The organism is Brevibacillus sp. SIMBA_040 (genome assembly GCF_046535075.1).
Lineage (GTDB): Bacteria > Bacillota > Bacilli > Brevibacillales > Brevibacillaceae > Brevibacillus.
The window spans coordinates 114,894-136,290 of sequence record NZ_JAWRXI010000005.1; the positions used below are offsets into that span (position 1 = coordinate 114,894).

23 protein-coding genes are annotated in these 21,397 nt (G+C 46.1%); 16 read left to right on the plus strand and 7 right to left on the minus strand.

Annotation, left to right across the window (positions count from 1 at the left end):
- The 3 genes from SB752_RS10360 to SB752_RS10370 all read left to right on the plus strand — a co-directional run bounded on the left by SB752_RS10360 (position 1) and on the right by SB752_RS10370 (position 2,488).
- A complete protein-coding gene (locus SB752_RS10360) occupies positions 1-1,134 on the plus strand; it encodes an N-acetyldiaminopimelate deacetylase (RefSeq protein ID WP_410715791.1) in 1,134 nt (377 codons plus the stop codon).
- 282 nt (positions 1,135-1,416) lie between these two features.
- Entirely contained in the window at positions 1,417-2,013 is a 597-nt protein-coding gene (locus SB752_RS10365; protein WP_410715586.1) for a hypothetical protein, read from the plus strand.
- Positions 2,014-2,125: 112 nt separating this feature from the next.
- A complete protein-coding gene (locus SB752_RS10370; protein WP_213022773.1) occupies positions 2,126-2,488 on the plus strand; it encodes a DUF4912 domain-containing protein in 363 nt (120 codons plus the stop codon).
- A 193-nt stretch (positions 2,489-2,681) separates the two neighbouring features.
- Here the strand turns inward: SB752_RS10370 and SB752_RS10375 are convergent, their stop codons facing one another.
- Positions 2,682-3,320, minus strand: a complete 639-nt coding sequence (locus SB752_RS10375; protein WP_410715587.1) for a glycoside hydrolase family 73 protein — start codon at positions 3,318-3,320, stop codon at positions 2,682-2,684.
- Positions 3,321-3,434: 114 nt separating this feature from the next.
- Positions 3,435-3,863, minus strand: coding sequence for a DUF1885 family protein (locus SB752_RS10380; RefSeq protein WP_410715588.1), 429 nt, complete (start codon positions 3,861-3,863; stop codon positions 3,435-3,437).
- Positions 3,864-4,042: 179 nt separating this feature from the next.
- Between SB752_RS10380 and SB752_RS10385 the strand changes: the two genes are divergently transcribed.
- The 5 genes from SB752_RS10385 to SB752_RS10405 all read left to right on the plus strand — a co-directional run bounded on the left by SB752_RS10385 (position 4,043) and on the right by SB752_RS10405 (position 8,372).
- Positions 4,043-4,567: a MarR family winged helix-turn-helix transcriptional regulator gene (locus SB752_RS10385; RefSeq protein WP_049738459.1), complete on the plus strand. Its 525-nt coding sequence runs from the start codon at positions 4,043-4,045 to the stop codon at positions 4,565-4,567.
- A gap of 107 nt (positions 4,568-4,674) precedes the next feature.
- Positions 4,675-4,974 (plus strand): DUF3055 domain-containing protein, encoded by a 300-nt coding sequence (locus SB752_RS10390; protein WP_410715589.1) that lies wholly within the window; start codon positions 4,675-4,677, stop codon positions 4,972-4,974.
- A 77-nt stretch (positions 4,975-5,051) separates the two neighbouring features.
- The gene (locus tag SB752_RS10395) at positions 5,052-5,849 is read left to right on the plus strand and encodes an alpha/beta hydrolase (protein ID WP_410715590.1); all 798 of its coding nucleotides are present in this window, start codon (positions 5,052-5,054) and stop codon (positions 5,847-5,849) included.
- A gap of 140 nt (positions 5,850-5,989) precedes the next feature.
- Positions 5,990-6,115 (plus strand): GapA-binding peptide SR1P, encoded by a 126-nt coding sequence (locus SB752_RS10400; RefSeq protein WP_103107735.1) that lies wholly within the window; start codon positions 5,990-5,992, stop codon positions 6,113-6,115.
- A 109-nt stretch (positions 6,116-6,224) separates the two neighbouring features.
- Complete coding sequence (locus SB752_RS10405; protein ID WP_410715591.1) at positions 6,225-8,372, plus strand: hypothetical protein; 2,148 nt, start codon at positions 6,225-6,227, stop codon at positions 8,370-8,372.
- A gap of 53 nt (positions 8,373-8,425) precedes the next feature.
- On the opposite strand, the gene SB752_RS10410 is transcribed toward SB752_RS10405, so the two are convergent.
- Both SB752_RS10410 and SB752_RS10415 read right to left on the minus strand, forming a co-directional pair.
- Entirely contained in the window at positions 8,426-10,390 is a 1,965-nt protein-coding gene (locus tag SB752_RS10410) for a dihydroorotate dehydrogenase (protein ID WP_410715592.1), read from the minus strand.
- Positions 10,391-10,544: 154 nt separating this feature from the next.
- Positions 10,545-12,017, minus strand: a complete 1,473-nt coding sequence (locus SB752_RS10415) for an aminotransferase class I/II-fold pyridoxal phosphate-dependent enzyme (RefSeq protein ID WP_410715593.1) — start codon at positions 12,015-12,017, stop codon at positions 10,545-10,547.
- Between the two features lie 167 nt (positions 12,018-12,184).
- On the opposite strand from SB752_RS10415, the gene SB752_RS10420 reads away from it, so the two are divergent.
- A complete protein-coding gene (locus SB752_RS10420; protein ID WP_410715594.1) occupies positions 12,185-13,150 on the plus strand; it encodes an NAD(P)H-dependent flavin oxidoreductase in 966 nt (321 codons plus the stop codon).
- Between the two features lie 163 nt (positions 13,151-13,313).
- Here the strand turns inward: SB752_RS10420 and SB752_RS10425 are convergent, their stop codons facing one another.
- Positions 13,314-13,964 (minus strand): YktB family protein, encoded by a 651-nt coding sequence (locus tag SB752_RS10425; protein WP_410715595.1) that lies wholly within the window; start codon positions 13,962-13,964, stop codon positions 13,314-13,316.
- Positions 13,965-14,188: 224 nt separating this feature from the next.
- On the opposite strand from SB752_RS10425, the gene SB752_RS10430 reads away from it, so the two are divergent.
- From SB752_RS10430 to speD, 4 genes are all read left to right on the plus strand, one after another.
- Positions 14,189-14,788, plus strand: a complete 600-nt coding sequence (locus SB752_RS10430) for a hypothetical protein (protein WP_410715596.1) — start codon at positions 14,189-14,191, stop codon at positions 14,786-14,788.
- A gap of 198 nt (positions 14,789-14,986) precedes the next feature.
- Positions 14,987-15,493 carry a DUF4446 family protein gene (locus SB752_RS10435; RefSeq protein WP_410715597.1) on the plus strand — a complete coding sequence of 169 codons (507 nt, stop codon included), beginning with the start codon at positions 14,987-14,989 and terminating at the stop codon, positions 15,491-15,493.
- Between the two features lie 347 nt (positions 15,494-15,840).
- Positions 15,841-16,437, plus strand: coding sequence for a hypothetical protein (locus SB752_RS10440; protein ID WP_410715598.1), 597 nt, complete (start codon positions 15,841-15,843; stop codon positions 16,435-16,437).
- Positions 16,438-16,672: 235 nt separating this feature from the next.
- Positions 16,673-17,077 (plus strand): adenosylmethionine decarboxylase, encoded by a 405-nt coding sequence (gene speD, locus SB752_RS10445; protein WP_410715599.1) that lies wholly within the window; start codon positions 16,673-16,675, stop codon positions 17,075-17,077.
- Between the two features lie 84 nt (positions 17,078-17,161).
- Here the strand turns inward: speD and SB752_RS10450 are convergent, their stop codons facing one another.
- Positions 17,162-17,749, minus strand: coding sequence for a YhcN/YlaJ family sporulation lipoprotein (locus SB752_RS10450; RefSeq protein WP_410715600.1), 588 nt, complete (start codon positions 17,747-17,749; stop codon positions 17,162-17,164).
- Between the two features lie 135 nt (positions 17,750-17,884).
- Here SB752_RS10450 and typA point away from each other — a divergent pair, with 135 nt between their 5' ends.
- On the plus strand, positions 17,885-19,726 hold the full coding sequence (gene typA, locus SB752_RS10455; protein WP_410715601.1) for a translational GTPase TypA: 1,842 nt from the start codon (positions 17,885-17,887) through the stop codon (positions 19,724-19,726).
- Positions 19,727-19,812: 86 nt separating this feature from the next.
- On the opposite strand, the gene SB752_RS10460 is transcribed toward typA, so the two are convergent.
- Complete coding sequence (locus SB752_RS10460) at positions 19,813-20,286, minus strand: glutathione peroxidase (RefSeq protein WP_410715602.1); 474 nt, start codon at positions 20,284-20,286, stop codon at positions 19,813-19,815.
- 411 nt (positions 20,287-20,697) lie between these two features.
- On the opposite strand from SB752_RS10460, the gene SB752_RS10465 reads away from it, so the two are divergent.
- Both SB752_RS10465 and SB752_RS10470 read left to right on the plus strand, forming a co-directional pair.
- Positions 20,698-21,024: a YlaH-like family protein gene (locus SB752_RS10465; protein WP_213022759.1), complete on the plus strand. Its 327-nt coding sequence runs from the start codon at positions 20,698-20,700 to the stop codon at positions 21,022-21,024.
- Between the two features lie 9 nt (positions 21,025-21,033).
- On the plus strand, positions 21,034-21,306 hold the full coding sequence (locus SB752_RS10470) for a hypothetical protein (RefSeq protein WP_410715603.1): 273 nt from the start codon (positions 21,034-21,036) through the stop codon (positions 21,304-21,306).
- Positions 21,307-21,397: the final 91 nt, after the last annotated feature.

A 21,397-nucleotide genomic window follows, 5' to 3' on the forward strand; every position in this document is an offset into this window, starting at 1 on the left:
ATGGCAACTTCCACGTTTGCGCAGATCCGTCGTGATTTGCATCAAATACCCGAGCCAGGCTTTCAAGAAGTAAAAACGCAAAAATATTTGCTTGATTATCTGGAGAAGCTCCCCCAAGAGCGGCTCCAGATCAAGCTGTGGCGTACAGGGATTCTCGTCAAAATCGCAGGTACTGCTCCAAAACGGACGATCGCTTGGCGTACAGACATGGACGGTCTGCCGATCGTAGAGGAGACATCGTATCCATTCCGATCACTGCATGAGGGCTATATGCACGCATGTGGACATGATATGCACATGGCGATTGCCCTTGGTCTTTTGACGCACTTTGTGAAAAACGCGCTAGCAGATGACCTGTTGTTCCTCTTCCAGCCTGCTGAAGAAGGTCCAGGCGGAGCTCTGCCGATGATGGAGAGCGAGGAATTTGCTAGCTGGCGTCCTGATTGCATTTTTGCCCTGCATATTGCTCCCGAATATCCAGTAGGACATATCGCTACGAAGCCTGGGATTTTATTTGCGAACACATCGGAATTGTTTATTGATTTGGTCGGCAAAGGCGGTCATGCTGCGTTTCCGCACAAGGCGAACGATATGGTGGTTGCCGGAAGTCATTTAGTGACTCAGCTACAATCCGTGATTGCACGCAATATTGATCCGCTGGACTCGGCTGTTATTACCGTTGGCAAGATCGAGGGTGGAACAAAGCAAAATATTATCGCCGAAAAAGCACGGCTGGAAGGCACGATTCGGACCTTTTCCATGGAGTCCATGGCGCTTGTCAAAAGCAGAATTGAATCGCTTGTAAAAGGTGTGGAAGCCGGCTTCGAATGCTCAGCTACGATCGATTATGGCTGTGGCTATTGTCAGGTGTATAACGATGAACAGCTGACAACAGAATTTATGGATTGGGTACGTAGTGAATGCGAGGGTGTGACTCTGGTTCATTGCAAGGAAGCAATGACAGGAGAAGACTTCGGTTACTTTTTGACAGAAATCCCCGGGTTTTTATTTTGGCTAGGTGTCAATACACCCTATGGCTTGCATCATGCAAAGATTGAACCTAGTGAGGAAGCGATCGAAGTGGCAATCGATACCGTTTCCCGTTACTTCACATGGTTTTCCAAGCAGTCATAGGTTACAAATGGGATCAGAGCGGCTTATAGAGGCCGTTCTTTTTTTTTGCACTTTTTGTTATGATCATTCCTTTTAATAGGGTCAAGGGTAGGAAGTAGTTATTAACAACCTCTGTGAATAAGTCGTTTGTCCTAGGTTGTGTGTACCTGTGGATAGTGTGGATATTGTTGAAAAAACTTGTGATTTGACCACAACTATTTGCTTGTGTAGACGTATAAAGTAGTGGGAAGAAATTTCGGACAGAACAAGCGCTGTTGCGCAAACATACAGGAGGATTAAGACATGAAAAAAGCATGGTTGTCGGCCTTGTTGGCGTTGACTGTTGCAGGCGTGGGGACTGCCACTGCCTTGGGGGAAGGTGCGATGCACATTTTTCTTAGTGGTGAACAGGTAGGTAGCAATATGCCTGCTTCCAACGCTGAATCGGTAGAGGATATCGTGAACAAGATGGGTGGGTTTGTTGAATACGATCAGCAAACAGGGAAAATGGAAATCGTGAAGCCAATCGTTAACCTGTTGATCGTCGAAGGCATTCAGCAGACACGAAACAAAAATGTTGTATTCAGCAATCCGGTAAAAGGATATAGCGATAAAAACATCCCGCGTACCTTTAACGTTTTTGTTGAGGTGGATGATGCACCGGTTGCCAAAGACCTGAGAATGCAGCTTGTATTGATCGCGCCAGATGGAAAAGAAGTAGATAAAGGGAAAGAATGGAAATACTCTACACAAAATGCAAACAGCTTTTATTTCTCAGAGCCTTTTGTTTCCACGAAGTTAGATAGCTATGGCACTTATAAAATTCAAGTCCAAATGAAATCCGATAAATTCAAGTCGTACGTGGTTGTTGGAGAAAATTCATTTACAGTTGGGCGATAAAATTATAGCTTGGATGCGTTTCCACACCACCCGTTCCCATGGTATAATAGACGGAAAAGCCAATATAATTTGGTGACAGCAAGTACATGAAAGAAAGGGACGATGGGAGCGAATGGATACAAATCCCCCGCGGTCATCCACAGACGTAGAAGGCCCGAGTATATGCATTGCTTGGAAAGATGAGCAATCCATCCAAGCAGAGTGGAAAATGACGAAGGAGTTCGAGCAGGAAGTTGAAAAGAAATTTTCGATCCCCTTTGCCGAGCTGCCATTTGTCTTACGCCTTTTCGATGTGACTGACCGCAAAGAGATCCGAGATGACGGCACTGACCTTTACACTGATTTTGATATCAACCACCGTTCTTCCGAGTGGATTTTGTACGGAGTGACGCAAGGATTGGAATATTGCGTAGATCTGGGCATTCGGATGGTGGATGGAAGGTTCTATTCGCTATCGAGATCTCAAATGATTTGATCAACGTGCTCATGGTGACGGGCTTCTATTGGTTTTTGTAGAAGCTGCTCTTCTTTGACCGTAGATGTAACTGTCTAGGTGTTCTTAAGGTTTAGCAAGATTCGTCTACACGTAAGTATCCTTACTTGAAAAAAGAAAGACTCTCCAATGGAGGGTCTTTCTCTGTTTTTACGTACGTATACGCAGTCGCTTTTTACGGGGCTTGGCGCTGTTTATCCAATAATCGTAAGGCTACAGCGAGTACGGCCCAAACCGGCATTGGTTCATCCAGCTTGCTTAGCCATTCTGGGGAGGTTAATAATCCCTCCTTCAGTGCTCTTTTTCCCAGATCCAGCTTCCATTGCGGATAAGTAGAAGGCTCCTCAGGGGTAAACTGATCATATTGTGTCAGATTGTATGTGTCGATGATACGGGTCAGCTTGGCCGCATAATCAGGATCGGTGGCGTAGCCTGCTTTGGAAAGGGCTTGTGCGGCTTCATGGGGTGTGGAGGCGGTAAGTACCTTTTTGTAAGCAGGCTTTAGTAAAAACTGCGAGTGATCATCGATGGATTGCTGGTAGTTGTAATACGCCTTGAATTCGGAAGTGCGAGGCACGATTTGACCGTTCTCGACTTCATTGCTTACGATCTTCACTGAGCCAGCGGTTCCTGTCCCTTTAATTCCAAACAAATTGTAAGAAGATCGTCCTGTGACAGAATCAACGGGTACTTTTTTACCCCAGCCAGATTCGAGGATGGCCTGTGCGATCGTAACTGAAGGAAACATGTGGTAGGTGAGGTACGACTGTCTGGCGGAGCCGGCGACCAAATCAATAAAAGCCTGTTGTTCCATGAACTCCCCACTTTCCTTGTGATTACTTCTTTCGTATTTCTATGTGAATAACGGCAAAGAGGGTATTACACGAAAAAACAGCCGATGCATGTCGGCTGCTTTGGACGAGCGTATTTATGGTTTGCGTGGTTGAAAGTACTGAATGCGATTATTAAACAGATGGAGCTCGGCTTTGAAGTCGCGAGCCAGGTAACGACAATATTCGTTTGCCTTGTTTTTATCACCGTGAGTCGCCGATTCAGGTAAAGATATTTGCACATAATGCTTTTCCTTCCCGTTCTCTTCGGTAGATCCGACTCCTACAATGATGGATTTGTACATATTTGGATCTTTTCCTTTTAACAGAAACCAGGAGTTTTTTCCTTCGGGGCGTTCCTCCACTGTATAAGGAAAAGCGGCATCTGCATAAGTCCAGCCAAGCTGCTGACCTGTTTTGGATGTCATCTCCACATATCGCGTAAACTTGGCTTTCACGTCGTCAATGCTTGCATGAGTGGCTGTAGAGCCCTCTACGAAATAGATGTAGGCCGATTGCAGTTTCACAATTGCACCCTCCCAGTACCGAAAAATATCTGCGTTTAGTGTAGCATTGCTTCCACTCTTTGGCAATGCCGGTAATTTGCCACTAAAAGTAATTGCGCGTCTTTTCTGAAAAGTGTAAAATATAACTACTATTTATATAGTCGAGGAATGAAGATCAAGGATCATGGAGGAGTATACCCATGCAGGAGGCCTCAATTAGACACGTATTCGAAGCGTTGAACACGATGCGCGCCATTGATGTTGTGAACAAAGAAGACTGGGAGAAAGCAGCGAAGGAAGCTGAGTTGGATTCCTCTGTTCAGCTAAATATTCTCTGGATCATCTATTGCTATGAAGGTGTACGCGTGACTCAAATTGCGGACTGGACCTTTTGGCACCCCTCATCTATCGTCATTCATATTAAAAAATTGATGGAGAAAGGGATGGTGACGATCGAAAAATCGGAGCTGGATGGACGTGTTGTACATGTTTATCCAACTCAAAAAGGTAAGGAAGTTCTTGAGGCAAGCCGTCGGAGTGTTCCGGATATTTTTCGTTTGACGTATGCCTTGGAGAAAATGGAGGAACGCTACAGTACAGCAGTTGTTGAATTGTTCTTTGAATGTCTCTCGTTTGTTGCTCAATCGTTGCACGGAGCAGAAAAAGTGAGATGGATTCAAGAAGGCGAGGACCGGGTGTTAAACCCCAGACATTTGATAAGTTAAAATGTGAAGGGTAGCAAAAACATGGGTTTTCGCGTATACTTATTAATACTCCGAATATTTACTCAAATAGTATTCGGAGTCTAATTCAAGACGAGGAGGGATTGCTGATGGAGCATTACGACCACTTATATGACGTTTCGGAGAACGCAAATGTACGTTTTCTCGGATTTGTATCGGAGGGCACTCGCCACGACTTCGGAATTGTATTTACGCACAAGTTTTATGGAAAGCCGTTGGTGATCTGTATGCAGACAGGGCAATCAACCCTTCTCAGTTCAGAGGACGCCATTAATCCAGGATATTTGAAAAAGATATTCCGACTGAACTCAGAAAGTGAAGCGGAGGCCCTCGCTATCTTCTTCCAAGAGCATTTACCGAGCTTGTCATTAGAAGAAAATCAGTATTAAACAGCGAGCAGAAGATTTCTTCTGCTCGTTTTTCAGTATGTGGATACGAGCTTTACGTGTAAGAGGGAGAGATTAGCATGTTCAAACATAAATGGCCTGCCCAAAATCAAAGAGGCTCGGTCGTACTCATCCATGGAACTGGAGAACATCACGGGAGATATGAGCATGTGGCGGAATATCTTACTCAACAGGGATGGACGGTTTATTCGGGGGATTTGCCTGGGTGGGGGCGTACCACAGGACCCAGAGGTCATATTGATTCTTTTTCACAGTACATAGAAACCGTTCGCATCTGGACAGAAGAAGCGCTGGAAGAAGCAAAAGGCGTGTATCCGGTGTTTATAATGGGACACAGTCTGGGAGGGCTGATCGCTACGAGGTTTGTCCAGATTTTTGAACGCCGGCCGGAACTGGCTGGGCTGATTTTAACTTCGCCATGTATGCAGCTAAGGCTTGTTGTGCCAGAGTGGAAAGCGCAGGTGGCACGCTGGTTAGATCGCGTGTGGCCGACCTTAGCCATTCCGAATGGTATTACTCCAGAGATGGTTTCGCGAGATCACATGGTGCAAGCAGCCTATAAAAGTGACCCGCTCAATTATCCAAAGGTGAGTGTTAGATGGTTTCAGGAGCTAGAGCGAGCGATGGCACATGCTTGGGAAGAGAGAGGGAGGCTGGACATTCCTGCTCTGATCTTGCAGGCGGGAGACGATACGATTATCGACGCCGATGCTGTGGAGCGCTTCGCGGTTGAAATGGGGAGCCATGTCACGTTCCAGCGTTTTCCGGGCTTGCGCCATGAGATTTTGAATGAGCCGGAACGAGATCAAGTCCTGCACCAGATAGGAGCTTGGATGGGTGAAAAGGACCGAATGTGACATACTAATTGATAAACAATGAGTAAAATTACCGTATTGACTCCCAATAGTGTGTCATATTAATATGTATATAACATCACATTACCGAGAATATGACCATCACACACTGCTATAGGCGAGTGGATGCGGAGGGAACATAAATGGGAACCATCGTGTGCCAATCTTGTGGGACGATTATCGAACATTTTGAATGTAATCAGGTGAAAACGCTTTATGCTGTTTGCAGCTGTGAATGTCGCCCCCATGAAAAACAGGAAAAAGAATAGGTTGCAAAGATATCAGGCCCAGCTTTTGGGCCTGTTTTTTTTGACAACCTTTTCAAGTTGGGTGATAATGGAGAAGTGTATAAATCGTAGCAAAAGGAGGAATAGTTTCATGAAGCGAAAACCCATCCAGGGTTTGCTGGCCGCTGCTCTTTTGGTCACTTCCCTGTGGAGCGGGACGCCGGCATTTGCATACAGTATTGGCGAAGAAGTGAATTTAAGCGGTAGTCAACCAGAAATTTCACAAGCCGGGTTCGACATAGGAAAAAATTATGCGGTATGGATTAATCAGGGTGAGAAAGCAATTACCCTATACGACCTGGCAAAAAATAAAGAAACGAAGATTGGAAATAACAACTCGACGAAAACAAAACCCAAGGTAGATGGGGATTATGTGGTTTGGATTGATTCTCGTGGTTCAGGTACAGACATATACATGTACGATATTTCCAACGAAGAAGAAACAAAAATCGCTACGGGGTCTACAAACGTAGAAGAGGTTGAAATCGCAGGCAACAATATTGTGTGGTCGGATGGTAACACTAGAAGCTCAGATATTTACTTGTATAATATTGCAACGGGCGAAGAAGAAAAGGTATCAACGAGTGGAAAAGCTATTCATCCTACGGTTAGCGAGTCGTATGTAGCTTGGGAAGACAGCCGAGATGGCAATCCTGATATTTATTACTACGACATTAAAGCAAGGGAAGAAAAAGCTGCTGTCAAAACACGAGGTAGTCAAGTTAATCCAAAAATTTTTGAAGATAAAATTGCTTATGAAAATCGAGCTTCAGATAATACTGAGATATATCTGTACACGATAAATACTGAGAGAAACAAGCAATTGACTGAAGGGTCGGATGATCAAACATCGGTACATATTCACAAGAATAAATACGTATATCTAGAGGGAAGAACTTTGATGGTTGGGGATGTAAGCAAATCAACCACCTCCGCCAAAAAAGTTGAATCCTCCGTTTTTGACGGTAACGATCCGCGTATTTTTGGAGACTATGTTCTGTATGCGAAGCGAGATAACGATAGAAAACTCCATCTATTTTTATACGACATTGATGCAAAAGAAAAGGTACCGATGAGTGCAGTAGCAGGAGAACCCAGCTCCCCAGACGGCGATGACCGCTACGTGGTGTATTTATCCGAGTCCAAAAAGTCGAATTCCGTGGTACTGTTTGATACGGAAAAATTAACGAGTAAAGTCATTAGTAAAGCGAAGGCAGATCCGATTCGACCGCTTGTGAGTGGGCGATACGTCGTTTGGTATGACAATTACGCCAAAGCCCTCGTTTCTTATGATATTCGCAAGGGTGTAGAAAAACAGCTGACTGACCAAGATGAAAAACTAGAACCAAATAAAGAAATGTATGAATTGGATGGTAAACATTTGCTCTGGCTCAATGAAGGTAGAAGAATGGAGCTTATGCTGACCGATCTTTCAACCGGAAAGCATACTAATTTGATCACTTTAAAAAATGATCCGCTTAGTATTGATATTTATGATAACTACGCTTCTTGGGTAATTGAACAAAGTAGAAATAAAGCAACGATCAGTTTGTATGAAATTGACAGAGACAGAGTATCCGATATTCGTAAAAATGTTCAAATAGAAGAAGCAAAGCTTGGAGATAATATCGTCGTTTGGAGTGAATATACTAATGGTTCAAATCCGAGCTGGGATTTGTACTATTACAATATCAAGCGTGGAAAGATTGATACTCTGACAAGATATACAGAGTTAGATCAAAAAAATCCACAGGTCTCTCATAATATGGTTTTGTTCAAGGACAATCGTTTATCACGTAATTCCAAAGATTTTTATTATGAATTGTATGATGCTGAAAGTGGATCCTACGTTGATCTCTCATGGAGTGATAAAGCAGAGGCATCCGAAGTGCGTATAGGTGGCAACCGAGTCGTCTGGATTGATGACCGAGATGATACACCACAAGTATTTACAATGGCAATTGCGAGTCCGCGCGATGATGACGATGACAACGAACCAGAAGAGCCAACAAATCCTGGTGAAACCAAAGAGTATAATTTTTCAGATTTACTGGATGATGGAACGTTGGCCCAGAAGATAAAGGGAGTTCCTTTTGAGAATTTCTTTTATGTATTTTATGCGAACACGAGCGGCGAGGTAGCGATTTCCTTAGATGAAGCGCTTGATGACTCTAGTAAACTACTAAAATACTTCCGACAGGTTCCGTTTGAAGAAATCGTGATCCGTATTAAGAAGTAGGAAAAAGGCAGACGATGGATGATCCATCTGTCTGCTTTTTTCGTGGCGATCTGCTAAACTTTTTTTGTGCATAAAAATGGTCGCGTCAATACCAGCCCAGTCAAAAACAGCAAAGCTGCGACATAAGCAGGAAACAGATGCAGAAAATCTACATATCCAACAGCAAAATGAATACCGATCCCGGACACAAACCCAGGAATCCCGGCGAGCAGCAATGTCCACCATACCCAGCTCGCTCCTCGTCGAAAGCCCCAGAGGCTAATCAGGAGGACAGCAATGCCATCAGATACGAGTGCACCGCCAAATCCCGCCCGATCATGGGCGATCAGCGGAATCAAGCGATCATTATAGGCTTGCAACGCTTCAGCAGAAGCACAGAGGAAGACCAGATCTGACGGGACAAACACGCCTGTCACGCCAATAATCGATATGATGATGCCTGCACCAGTTAACCCACATCCTATAATGACAAAAAGGAGCTGCCCCCATAAGGCATTCTTCCAGTCGCGATTATTGGTCAGATCGATTGGGAGAGGGAGTAGCTGATTGTTTACGGGCTCACGTATCGCCAGCAGAAACAGTGGAAACAGCACCAGGGCCAAAATAGCATGCAAGTAGTCAAAGTAACCATAGCCAACAAACAAAAAGAAGCTGGCAAATCCGACTGCTCCAGAAGCGAGTAAAACAGTGCGCGCCCAATGCAGGCCATTTTTCAAGCCGTGACGTGACAGCTGGAAGTAAATCACGCCGATGGAGAGCATAGTGCCAGCAAGGCTGATCCGATCGTGAGACATAAATGAAAGGAGCTGGGCGTTTACCAGTTCTAATTCTGTGGCGCGTACCCCTAAAAAACGTTCGTCATAAGGCAGCATCACGTTGGTTGCAGCAATCCACCAGGCCAGCCCGCCGCCAATCAGCATGCCGATTCCAAGTAAAATCCCCCAAACCCAGGCGGGGAAGAGCAAGTGCTTTGTGTGAGTGGGAGGGACACAAGACATCCAGTCAGGAGCTGTCTGAGCACAGCTTGCTTGCCAAATCGCCTCGTTAATTCGTTTCGGTAAGCCGGGACCTGAATAAACCAATCCGCTATGCAATTGAACAACATCTGCTCCTGCGTCTAAAAAGGCGAGGGCATCTGCAGGCTGTTGTATACCTCCTGAACCTACGATCGTGGCATCTGGCCATTTAGACCGTATTATTCTGCACATTTGTAGGGCGTGTTCAAAAGAAGGGGCACCTGTCAGGCGAGTATTATCTTGATGCACGCTTTCGATCTGATGCTTGACGCCACCTGCTATGACGAGACCGTCCAAGCCAACTGTGTGTGCTATGGTCAGTAGTCTTAACGCTTCTTGCTCTGGCAAGTCAGGTGGAATGACAAGCAGAAACGGATGATCGGTCACTCCTCTCAAAGTGGCAAGATGCTGGTGCCAGCCGTCAAGGTCCTCGTGAGGCTGATTATCGTGTGAAAACGTATCGAGTGTAAAAAAAGAGCAGTAAGGCTCCAATCGCTCAATCAATTCAGTACGTTCGGCTGTAGCATTCTGAAGACTTGCATCTTGGGGGAAGCCGAGTCTGGCTCCAATAGGAACATCGAGCTGCTGCATTTTCTGTAACCGTTCCACATATTTGTCCATTCCTGGATTGGCCACTGTTTCGGAATAATAAATCGCTTTCCTGTCTGCAGCTCGCCATACCACTTCAGGATTTGAGCAGGGCTGGAGCGTGACAGGGCCTATTTCGATGTAGCCAAAGCCAAAGCGGGAGAGTGCCTCTGTTGCTTTCAAATCTGTATCCAAGCCGGCCCCCAGTCCTACAGGGCTGGTTAGCGAAAGTTTAGCAAGAGGACGAGACAACGAAGCAGGAGGCTTCATATGACCCATGATCTCGATGATGAGCGAACCGCCAGGAATTTTGCCCAACATGCCGATGGAGGACAGTGTCAGGCTGCGTGCCTGTTTGGCAGGCAAGAGAAAGAGAAGTGGTCGAAATAACGTTTGGTACGACCAATCTGGCATAACGTTAGCACCCTTCCTATTATTTCCTAAATTCCATCTTATATGAAACCTCTATCGAGGTCTACGCATGGAAGTACGACCCCGTTTTAGCAGAAAGCAAGAAAGCTGCTGTCTCGTGTGAAGAGGCAGCAGCTTTCTTTTGCTTCCTATTGAATTATCCCGAAATAGCGGTTTGTCTTTTTACTACTTTAATCGTTTTTAATGTCTCATCCTCAGGACCTTGGACTGGCAAGCCGACTCGAATATTTTCGAGAATGTAGGCAATGTTTTCTTCTGTAATGACTTCACCAGGCAAAAAGATCGGGATTCCTGGAGGGTATACCATGATAAATTCCGTAATGACTCGACCTGCTGCTTCCACGAGAGGAATCGTTTCTGTCTCCGAATAAAAAGCATTGCGTGGTGTGGTGGAGAGCATCGGAATGTTTGGCAGTGAAATGGTTGGTTTGTCTTCAGCTTGTGCGTGGGCAAATTCAACAGACAGCTCACGTAGCGCATTGACCAAGGTTCTGATGGACTCTTCGGTGTCGCCTGCTGTGATGAAGCAGAGGATATTATAAAGATCGCTCATTTCCACTTCGATATTGTACTTATCGCGAAGCCAATTTTCGACTTCCCATCCGGTAATGCCAAGGTCACGTACGTGAATCAAAAGCTTGGTCGGGTCCATCGCAAATGTAGCAGGTGTTCCCAAAATTTCTTTGCCAACGCAGTGGATGCGTGGAATCTCATTGATCATGTCTCGTGCCTTGTTTGCCAGCTGCATGGCTTGCTGCGCGAGCAGATGTCCGTTCAGCGCCAAATGCTGGCGTGCCATATCCAATGATGCCAGGAAGATGTAGGAGGTCGAGGTCGTAGTCAGCATGCTCATGACAGTCTTTACACGATCGACATCCACTAAACCTTCACGAACGTTCAAGATGGAGGTTTGCGTCAGGGAGCCGCCCAGCTTGTGTACACTGGTTGCTGCCATATCTGCACCTGCTTGCATTGCGGATATAGGCAATTCCTCATGGAAATGAATGTGAACACCGTGAGCTTCATCCACCAGTACCGGAATCTCGTAGTTATGCGCTGTACGTACGATCTCGCGCAGGTCGCCTGCGATCCCGAAATAGGTCGGATTGATTACTAATAGGGCAGCGGCATCAGGATGGGTTTCCAGTGCTTTTTGCACGGCTTTCACTGTAATCCCATGAGAGATACCTAAGCGCTCGTCCATCGCTGGGTGGATAAAAATAGGAACGGCGCCTGCAAAAATAATGGCGGACATGATAGATTTATGCACGTTTCGTGGCACGATAATTTTGTCGCCAGGGCTGCAGGTTGCCATAATCATAGCCATGATGGCACCACTCGTCCCTTGCACTGAAAAAAATGTATGGTCAGCGCCGAAAGCCTCGGCGGCTAAAACTTGGGCTTCCTTGATCATCGCCTTCGGGTGATGCAGGTCATCCAGAGGCGCAATGTTAATGAGGTCTATCGAGAGAGCGTTCTCCCCGATGAACTCGCGAAATGCCGGATGCATACCCATACCCTTCTTATGGCCCGGAATGTGAAATTGAATCGGGTTCCGGTTGGCGTGCTCCAACAACCCGCTGAACAAAGGAGTTTTCATTTGTCTCACTTACGATCGCCTCGCTTTACTAATCCAGAATAAATAGGGAAAAAACAAACAAATTGAGTATAGCAAAATAGGGGGGGAAAGCAAGCGAATTTTTATTCAATATTGCTGTTAACAGCAGGAGTTTGGGAACACGGACGAGAAGCTTTACAAAAATGAGGTGATTAAGGATGAAAACAAGAGTAACTGAACTGCTTCAGATTGACTATCCAGTTGTTCAAGGGGGATTAGCCTATCTAGCATATGCAGATTTGGCTGCCGCGGTGTCAAATGCTGGGGGGCTCGGACAAATTACAGCGATGTCTTTGCCGTCCGCAGATGCACTAAGGGAAGAAATTCGCAAGGTTCGACTCATGACTGACAAGCCATTCGGAGTGAATTTTGCTATTGGTCAATATAATCGTCCGTATGAAGAATTGCTTGATGTCGCCATTGAAGAAGGCGTGAGAGCAATCTCTGTTACCGGAGGCAATCCTGAGCCGCTGATCCGGAGGTTGGATGGACACGATGTGAAAAAGCTGGTGCTGGTCGCCTCCGTTCGCCAAGCCCAAAAAGCAGAAGCGATTGGCGCGGATGCTGTCATGGCGGTGGGACAAGAAGGTGGCGGCCACCTGGGACGGGATGACATCGGGACGTTTGTGCTGATCCCTCGCGTAGTCGACTCGGTAAAAATTCCGGTACTGGCAAGCGGCGGTATTGGGGATGGACGAGGAATACTCGCTGCTTTCGCTCTGGGAGCTGAAGGTGTGGAGATGGGAACACGATTTATTGCCACCAAAGAATGTGTACACGCCCATGCAGCTTATAAAGAAGCCATTCTAAAAGGAACGGAGCAGGACACAGCGGTTATCAAGAAAACCTTGGGGGCGCCAGCACGAGTCGTTCGGACTCCTGGATCCGATCATATTCTCCAGCTTGAGCAAGAAGGCGCTGGCTATGAGCAATTAAAGCCGTTCATCAGCGGAGAAAATAACCGCACCTTTATTTATGACGGAGATGAACAAAAAGGATTTGGCTGGGCTGGTCAAGTCATAGGCCTGATTCAAGATGTTCCTTCTGTACAAGAGCTATTCACGCGCATGTTCACTGATTTAAGCGATACGTGGGGCCGCATCGAGCAGTACCAAAAACGATAGCATTGCTTGTTTACGGGATAGGGTTCCCTGCACGGCCATCGTTATCAAAAACAAAAGAACAGGCTGACGCTTTTCGTTAGAAAGCGGACCTGTTCTTTTGCATATATCTTAACGTATAGATAGCTACTGTGTGAATTAGCCTCGATAGAGGTTTGCAAAAAACCTATCGGGAGGCGAAATATGTACCGGAGTTGCTAAGGTTGTACAGCTTGGTCAAGACGGCAAAGGTTTCTTCCAGTCGGGTCAAGAGTGCATCCCCGTCAGTCAGTATCGGGTCACCTGAGTCAATCGTTATTCCGCACAAGAGCTCCGCTTTTTTCACATCACCCAGTCGATTTACCAGCTTCAAAACGCCTTCTTTGCCTAACTCTTGCGAAGATGTGCTGGCAGGCTGGGTATGGTCAGGAGACCAGTGAAAATAATTCGGAACCAGAGCCAAAATGTCATCCAGCTGCTTCTTCATTGCATGGCTGATGTCTGCCTTTGCGGGTGCTTCATAAATCACTGCGTACCATACGAACAGGTGAGTGCCCCACAAACCGATCTGAAAGTGCGGATGCTTTTTGTATCCCCGCTTATCAGCGGCCCAGGCAACCCATGTATCAGCAGGAGGATTGACTGTGCGACGAGCATGTTTGGCCACGTGGTAAAACATCTCGTTTTCGCAAGACACGGAAAGTAGGGGAGCAAAATGTTGGCCGAGTGCCTCCAGTTTAGGGCGAATGATGGATTTGATTGCATCCATGCGTTGATCTAATCCTTCGATGGTAAAAACGTCGAAATCTTCTTGCGTGAAACCACGGAACGCTGACATGAAACGAACACCTCTTTTTAAGACATCATCGCGCCAAAGGGAAGAAATGGGCGAAAGTCCCTGTCAAGGGAGCTTGGAATCCTCCATATGATATCATACCACGTAGGAAAAAAATACATGCCGGGATATGAATAGCAAAACCTTCGCCTGAATAATATGATATACCACTCACTCCCTTACAGCGATAATGATAACTGAGTATTCTGTTAAAGGGAGGAGCCTTGATGAATCTCGGCACTGAGTTGGAGTATTTCAATCTGGCCGTATGGTTTGACCGCAAGACGTTGCATGCGATGTTGCAGGCCCTGGTGGAAGCAGGGGTGAGCGTCAAGTGGAAGGAGTCTCCCGAGCAGTTTCACCTCCTCGTGAACACCACAGATGGTAAGTCCGCTTGGAAAATGCAGCGAGTGAATGGTTCCTACAAGTTGCATTTGGCAGGTATTCCTGTCTATGACAAACGTGTGGCCCAAGTGTTGGAGAAGTTTGTTCTGCAAGCCCAGGGGCATGCCATCATTAGAACAATCTTTGATGACAGGGTCCAACTGAAGCATATCCGGTACGGAGAAGCCGTCAGAATAGTGGAAATAAAAGGAGCTGAGAAAAAAGTGATCTACGAAAAATCCTTTAACGTGACTATGGATCAGGTAATTGCCGCTTTGAAACGCCGTGATTTGGAAGAGCGTATTCCTGTTTTGCGTCTGGAACTGGACTATGAGCTGGCTACCTTGTACGATGCGATGCAAGCAGAAGATAATACGCAAATGAAACAATCCAAAGAACGCTTAAAACAGCTCCGCCGAGAAATGCTGCTCCTGGAAGCGTAAGGTAGACTGGAGGATAACCAAAGGACGATGAGCTTAGCACATAGGCATACGGAATGAAAAAAGCGACATCTCGTACATGAGGGTGTCGCTTTTTTTGGTTTGGGAAAAGACTATGTTTGAATGGGCGACGTGACCAAGGTACAATATAAAAGGATTGAAGTGACTATGTACCCAAGTAACAGAAAGGAAGAAAATGTTTTGGAACCATTCCTATCAGAAATCTCCAATGTGGGGATTCTACTTTTGGCTGTCATCGCTTTAAATGTGGTCTTGCTCCTCGTATGCATCATGCAGTCGCTTCGGATTAGCCGGCTGCGCAAATCCATCAACCGTTTTATGACAGGAGCGGGCGGTGCAAATCTGGAGGAAGGGATGCATCGATTGCTTGACCAAGTCGATGAAGTGAAAAAGTTTCAAAATGACCAGCAATTTATTGTGAATCGTCTTTCACAACGAATCGCGGCACAGTGTGGGAAGGTCGCTGTTATCCGTTACAATGCTTTTGGTGACGTCGGAAGTGATTTGAGCTTCTCTCTGGCAATCGTAGATGATGCTCAAAACGGAGTCGTCATTACAAGCATTTTTGGACGAGAAGAATCACGCGTATACGCAAAGCCGCTAGAAGCAGGTACTTCTGCGTATCACTTGTCAGAAGAAGAGCAGGCTGCGATTCGCAAAGCGATGAATCAACAGGTTGGTGCCTAAATAGCAGTGAATTTCTTTGAAATCGCAAGCATATGTATGAATGAGAGAGTTCTTTCCTCCTCCAAGCGGTTAAAACCCGATATTGAGCCTTTTTGCGAGAATTCATCTGCTTTTTACTCAAGACTTTTGGGTGCGTTTGATGTATAATAAGAAGTGTCAAGGAAGGTTTTTTCGTTAAATACAAAAAGTAGGTGATCCGCCTTCATTACCCAAATCGATTATCGATTCCCGGGGCAAGGCCAGGTTCTACAGCGTTCGTTCGTTGACACTTAGCGTATCTCCTCTCAATTGGATCATTGTTCGGTCAAGTTTGGCCAATGCAAACCAAAAGAATTGAGGAGATATTTATGGCACAGCGTTTAGCAACCAATTACGCCAAGGCCTATTTTACGGTGAATGAAGAAGAGCTGAACCAATTCGTCTCGCTCTTCACCAACGAACACATTTCAGTCGATGTAAAAGTATGTGACAATGGTGACCGTGACGTTATTCTGACCGATAAGAACGGAGAAATTCAGTTGAGTTTCTTGCGTGTCGGAAATCGCTTCTCGTGTGACAGCTCTTATCTCATCCGGGATCGACAGCTGGCAAATGCAATGCGTAAAGCAATGAAAACGTTCCGGGGCTATGGTATTGTCCATCGGATTTATGATGGATTTACGGTCGTGTATCATTACGATCAAGGGTCTGTCGTAAGTATTCAAGAACTCTCCGGTGACGAGGAAACATCCATTTTTGAGAACTCCTCGCCTAGTATAACCAATGAATTGGAATCGCTATTCCAGCAAGTGGGAAGCGAACAGGAAATAGAGTCTCTTCGTCTGGAAACAGATCGTTGGCTGGATTTGCGGAACTGGGCAAAGCAATCGGCCCCTGAAAAGCTGTCGGCAATCGATGCTAGACTGGCTACTCTATCGCAGCGTCTATTTGAATTAGAAGTGTAAAACGAGAGAAAATGGGTGCGAAAGCAGCCCATTTTTTTATTTGTACGATATTCTTGGAAAAAAGTATTGTCAAACTAGGCCAATGCATGGTATGGTTGTTTTCGTTGGAAACAGGATTAGGAACCAGGATTCACTTTAAAGGGTGGATAACAAGAGGGAAACCGCCCCCGTTAGTGAATGACGCAGGTCCTAGCGATGTTTAACATTACACTCGTTAGGAAGGGGGAACCGAAAGATGGAATATTCGACTTTCGGAAGACACGTTGCTGTTGACACATGGGGAGTTCAGTTTGACTTGTTGAACGACGCAGAGTTTTTGAAAAAGGAAATGATTGAAGCTGCTGAGGCATGTGGTGCTACAGTATTAAGCGTACAAGCAAAGCAGTTTTCTCCTCAGGGTGCTACCGTACTGGTTCTTCTCTCGGAAAGCCACCTGTCCATTCACACGTATCCTGAGCGTGGATTCGCAGCTCTGGATTGCTACACGTGTGGTGAGACGGTTGACCCGCAAGTTGCCATTGACTATTTGGTATCCGTGCTGAAGCCGGAGAAAACCTACGCGAAGAAACTGGTTCGCGGCACAGGTGAACTGCAAGTAGTTGAGCCAGAAATCAAAGTGGCTGAATTGGCAAGTAAGTAACAAATGTAAGTATTCAAGAGGTGCGGATAGAGTCCGCACCTCTTTTACGTGGGGCATCGCACAAGTTTACAAGCTCCCCCTTGATTAACGGGTTGGGGTAAGGCCAATAGTCCCCATGTCGTGAAGCAGCTCACGAAACTCCGTGGAAGTATTCGTTACTTTATTGGTAGCGTTCGAATCCATGTAAACGTTATGAAGGCGGTTTGTGGATTCGTGATAGATGTCTGCATTGATCGCGCGTATTCGGTTGAACATATTAAAATCCGAGCTTACACGGATATTGTAGGTTGGTGCTACGGAGCGAGCCGCTGCGTGCACCTGCTGCTCAATTACGCGAGCTTGAGGTTCACCCAAATTCGAACGAACACGAATGCCGATAACAGCATCTGTCCCACTCACTGCTACCGTTGCTCGATCCACGCCTGGTACGTCATCAGCGGCTTTCGTTAGCTGCTCGGTCAAGTTTTGATTAAATCCATTGGACGTATACCCATTTTGATAGTTATGGGCATTGATTCCTTTTGCGGCGGGATTTAAACCGAGTGCGTGGGGCTGTGGAGTGGCAGGTGAATTCGGATAAGCTGCATTTTGTGTATGGGGCACTGCACACCCAGCCATGGTTGTAGAAACGGCAATAAGACCAGCAAAGCAAATAAGCCCGTTCAATTTCATGGGTAGACACCTCCATCACTTAGTATGATGAAATTGCGTCACACTACTCTGGAAGTGGCTGCCGTAAAAACTACCCATTGTGCCAAGTTTCACGACCTGTTAATATGAATGGTATGCTTAAACTAGGAGGTTCACATGAAGCGTCTTGACATACGCAACATCGCCATTATTGCCCACGTTGACCACGGGAAAACAACATTGGTTGACAAACTTTTGATTCAATCGGGCACGTTCCGCAGCAACCAGCAGGTAGAGGAGAGAATGATGGACTCCAATGACCTGGAACGCGAACGCGGAATTACCATCTTGGCTAAAACCACGTCGGTAAAATACAAAGAGTTTACAATTAACATTTTAGATACACCTGGTCATGCGGACTTCGGTGGAGAAGTTGAGCGAATCATGAGCATGGTGGACGGCGTTCTGCTGATTGTCGATGCATTTGAAGGCTGTATGCCACAAACCCGTTTCGTTTTGAAAAAAGCTTTGGAAGCAAAAGTAACCCCAATCGTTGTAGTGAACAAAGTAGACCGCGAAAATGCCCGCCCACAAGAAGTAATCAACGAAGTATACGATTTGTTCATTGACCTGGACGCAACAGAAGATCAACTGGAATTCCCAATTGTATATGCTTCTGGACTGCAAGGGATCGCTGGTATGGAGCCAGACAAGCTGGAAGGCGATCTGCGCCCACTTTTTGATACCATTATTGAACACATGCCTGCACCTGACGCAGATGAAAATGCTCCCCTTCAAATGCAAGTAACCATGCTTGATTACAACGACTTCTTGGGTCGTATCGGTATTGGTCGTATTTATCGTGGAACGATGAACCTGAACGAAATGGTTTCCGTTACCACTCGCGATGGTGAAGTAAAGAAAATGCGCATTCAAAAGCTGTTCGGTTTTTCTGGCTTGCAGCGTGTTGAACAAAAAACAGCAAAAGCTGGAGACATCGTAGCGATTGCCGGTTTGGCTGATATTAACGTAGGGGAAACGGTTTGTCATGTGGATCATCCAGATCCATTGCCGCTCCTCAAAATCGATGAGCCTACCCTGCAAATGACATTTTTGGTCAACAACAGCCCGTTTGCCGGTCGCGAAGGTAAGCATGTTACTTCCCGCAAGCTGCGCGATCGCCTGATGGCTGAACTTGAGACGGATGTATCTCTTCGTGTGGAAGAAACCGATTCACCAGATGCATTTGTTGTATCTGGACGCGGCGAATTGCATCTGTCCATCCTGGTGGAAAATATGCGCCGTGAAGGTTTTGAGCTCGGAGTATCCAAGCCAGAAGTAATCGTACGTCTCATCGACGGACAAAAAATGGAACCGGCCGAGTTTTTGGTGATTGACGTTCCAGAAGAATATACAGGTCCTGTCATGGAAACATTGGGACAACGCAAAGCGGAAATGGTAAACATGATCAATAACGGTTTTGGACAAGTTCGTTTGGAATTTATCATTCCATCCCGCGGCTTGATTGGCTACCGTACTGAATTCTTGACCATTACACGCGGATACGGCATTTTGAACCACTCGTTTGACAGCTACCGCCCACTGGTCCAAGGGCCAGTCGGAGGTCGTCACGCAGGTGTTCTGATTTCCCATGAATCCGGTACGGCAACCACATACGGCCTGATGTCCGTGGAAGACCGTGGAATCATGTTTATCCAGGCAGGTACTGAGGTATATGAAGGTATGATCGTTGGGGAGCACAACCGCGATAATGACCTGACTGTAAACGTATGTAAAGAAAAGCATGCAACCAACGTACGTTCTGCAACGAAGGATGAAACGGTTAAGATGAAAACCCCACGTCTCCTGACGCTGGAAGAAGCGTTGGAGTACTTGAATGATGACGAGCTGTGTGAAGTAACTCCTCTGTCCGTTCGTCTGCGCAAAAAGCATCTGAACAAATCAGACCGCGAGCGCTATGAAAAGCAAAGACGCTGGGAAGCACAGCCACAAGCATAATGCTTGCAAGGTATATGAAAAAGCCGCACATCCTGAAGAGGGACTGTGCGGCTTTTTGCTTACAAATAACGAAACGGCGTCTAAACTTAGAGAAGGGCTTCGATATTAGCCACGATTTCCTCGGGCTGGACGCGAGCGCCGATCCGCTTTGCAACCTTCCCGTTTTGATCGACGAGGAATTTAGCGAAGTTCCATTCAATGTCTTCATTTTCTCCGTCAGGTACGTTTGATTTGAGGAATTGATACAGAGGGTGAGTATTTGGTCCGTTTACGTCAATTTTCGCAAAGAGTGGGAAAGTAACCCCGTAGTTTCGATTACAAAAAGCGACGATTTCTTCCGCGGTGCCAGGTTCTTGGCCAGCAAATTGGTTGCAAGGGAAGCCAAGTACGACAAGACCCTTATCATGGAAACGCTCATGCAATTCCTGCAAGCCTTTGTATTGAGGGGTCAATCCGCATTGGCTCGCCGTATTTACGATGAGGAGCACTTTCCCTTTATAGTCTGCCAATGTTTTTTCTTCTCCGGAAATAGTTTTCACGGAAATATCGTACAGGCTCATTTGGTTCCCACCTTTTTCTGTAAGTGACATCATCATAACATGTCCAACTTTCGACGTGCCAGCCTGCAAGTGTCGCTGATCGTACACTTTCCAATTTTGACAGGGCAACGGCCACCTGATAAAGTAAAATGGTAGATATTGATATGCTGCACCGGGCACCAACAGAAGTGTCGCAAAAGGACTGGAAGTCAGGTCCGATAGGCGGTTGCATGGAGAGCGACTGTCTCTTCAGAAAGTGACTATTCGCTTCATTCTGGAAGATCTATACATTTTGTCATGTATATAGTGAACGGGACGAAGAAGGGGAGTGGACAGGCCCTTTTGACTATCCCGCCTTGGGTGCTCTGGTGGAATATTTACGCGGCTTGTGTAAGCAAAGATGAGTCGTGTGCTCAACAGAAAGGGGATATTATGGACTGGGTACAACTTGCTTCTACATATGTACCAGCAAATCCAGATCAGTTGTCTGCTTTTGACAGCTTTCGACTCTGGGCTGATCACAATCGGGCATGGATCTTGTTTGTTCAATTAATTCTTGTTTACTATTTGGGTTTCGCTACTCGGATTCGGATGCCGATCCTCAAGACGATTTTACTGTATGTTCTCTTGTTTGCAGGAGCACTTATTTTCGCTATTTTGGACGTACAGCTACCAGTGAAGAGTGCAATGTTGGTAGCAATCGCGATTCTGGTCATTGTCAAGCTCCGAATCAAGCCAGAGCAACCCCAAAGAAAGTGAGGCATTCACATGAAACGGGAAGACGCCCTGATTAATTGGCTGCAAATCCAAGTGGTTGCAGACGCCAGACCGACAGATCAGTCTGCACTTTCTACGGCTGCTTTTTTTCACCAACTGCTCCAAGAGGATCACTTGTGCCGTGAGCTCGGATATAAAAAAGAGGGCGGCTGGTATGTATTGTTCGGTCTAGCAGAGTCGGGGCCCTGGGAAAGTCGATACCCCGCGGAAATGGTAGAATCCTTACTAATGACTATCGAAAGCGAACCAAGGTTTAATCAATAAGTTCAAAGAAAAGCTCCTCCAGTATTGAGCCAAGCTGCTCAAATTATACTGAGAGGAGCTTTTTTCTGTAGGTACTAAGTCTTGTTTTATC

Coding starts and splice junctions, on each gene's coding strand:
- SB752_RS10375 (WP_410715587.1), bottom strand. CDS start 3,320: ATGGAACAACAGGCTTTTATTGATTTGGTCGCCGGCTCCGCCAGACAG.
- SB752_RS10460 (WP_410715602.1), bottom strand. CDS start 20,286: ATGAGCCTGTACGATATTTCCGTGAAAACTATTTCCGGAGAAGAAAAA.
- SB752_RS10405 (WP_410715591.1), top strand. CDS start 6,225: ATGAAGCGAAAACCCATCCAGGGTTTGCTGGCCGCTGCTCTTTTGGTC.
- SB752_RS10470 (WP_410715603.1), top strand. CDS start 21,034: ATGAAACGGGAAGACGCCCTGATTAATTGGCTGCAAATCCAAGTGGTT.
- SB752_RS10370 (WP_213022773.1), top strand. CDS start 2,126: ATGGATACAAATCCCCCGCGGTCATCCACAGACGTAGAAGGCCCGAGT.
- SB752_RS10395 (WP_410715590.1), top strand. CDS start 5,052: ATGTTCAAACATAAATGGCCTGCCCAAAATCAAAGAGGCTCGGTCGTA.
- SB752_RS10360 (WP_410715791.1), top strand. CDS start 1: ATGGCAACTTCCACGTTTGCGCAGATCCGTCGTGATTTGCATCAAATA.
- SB752_RS10400 (WP_103107735.1), top strand. CDS start 5,990: ATGGGAACCATCGTGTGCCAATCTTGTGGGACGATTATCGAACATTTT.
- SB752_RS10425 (WP_410715595.1), bottom strand. CDS start 13,964: ATGTCAGCGTTCCGTGGTTTCACGCAAGAAGATTTCGACGTTTTTACC.
- SB752_RS10430 (WP_410715596.1), top strand. CDS start 14,189: ATGAATCTCGGCACTGAGTTGGAGTATTTCAATCTGGCCGTATGGTTT.
- SB752_RS10420 (WP_410715594.1), top strand. CDS start 12,185: ATGAAAACAAGAGTAACTGAACTGCTTCAGATTGACTATCCAGTTGTT.
- SB752_RS10385 (WP_049738459.1), top strand. CDS start 4,043: ATGCAGGAGGCCTCAATTAGACACGTATTCGAAGCGTTGAACACGATG.
- speD (WP_410715599.1), top strand. CDS start 16,673: ATGGAATATTCGACTTTCGGAAGACACGTTGCTGTTGACACATGGGGA.
- SB752_RS10440 (WP_410715598.1), top strand. CDS start 15,841: ATGGCACAGCGTTTAGCAACCAATTACGCCAAGGCCTATTTTACGGTG.
- SB752_RS10390 (WP_410715589.1), top strand. CDS start 4,675: ATGGAGCATTACGACCACTTATATGACGTTTCGGAGAACGCAAATGTA.
- SB752_RS10365 (WP_410715586.1), top strand. CDS start 1,417: ATGAAAAAAGCATGGTTGTCGGCCTTGTTGGCGTTGACTGTTGCAGGC.
- typA (WP_410715601.1), top strand. CDS start 17,885: ATGAAGCGTCTTGACATACGCAACATCGCCATTATTGCCCACGTTGAC.
- SB752_RS10410 (WP_410715592.1), bottom strand. CDS start 10,390: ATGCCAGATTGGTCGTACCAAACGTTATTTCGACCACTTCTCTTTCTC.
- SB752_RS10450 (WP_410715600.1), bottom strand. CDS start 17,749: ATGAAATTGAACGGGCTTATTTGCTTTGCTGGTCTTATTGCCGTTTCT.
- SB752_RS10465 (WP_213022759.1), top strand. CDS start 20,698: ATGGACTGGGTACAACTTGCTTCTACATATGTACCAGCAAATCCAGAT.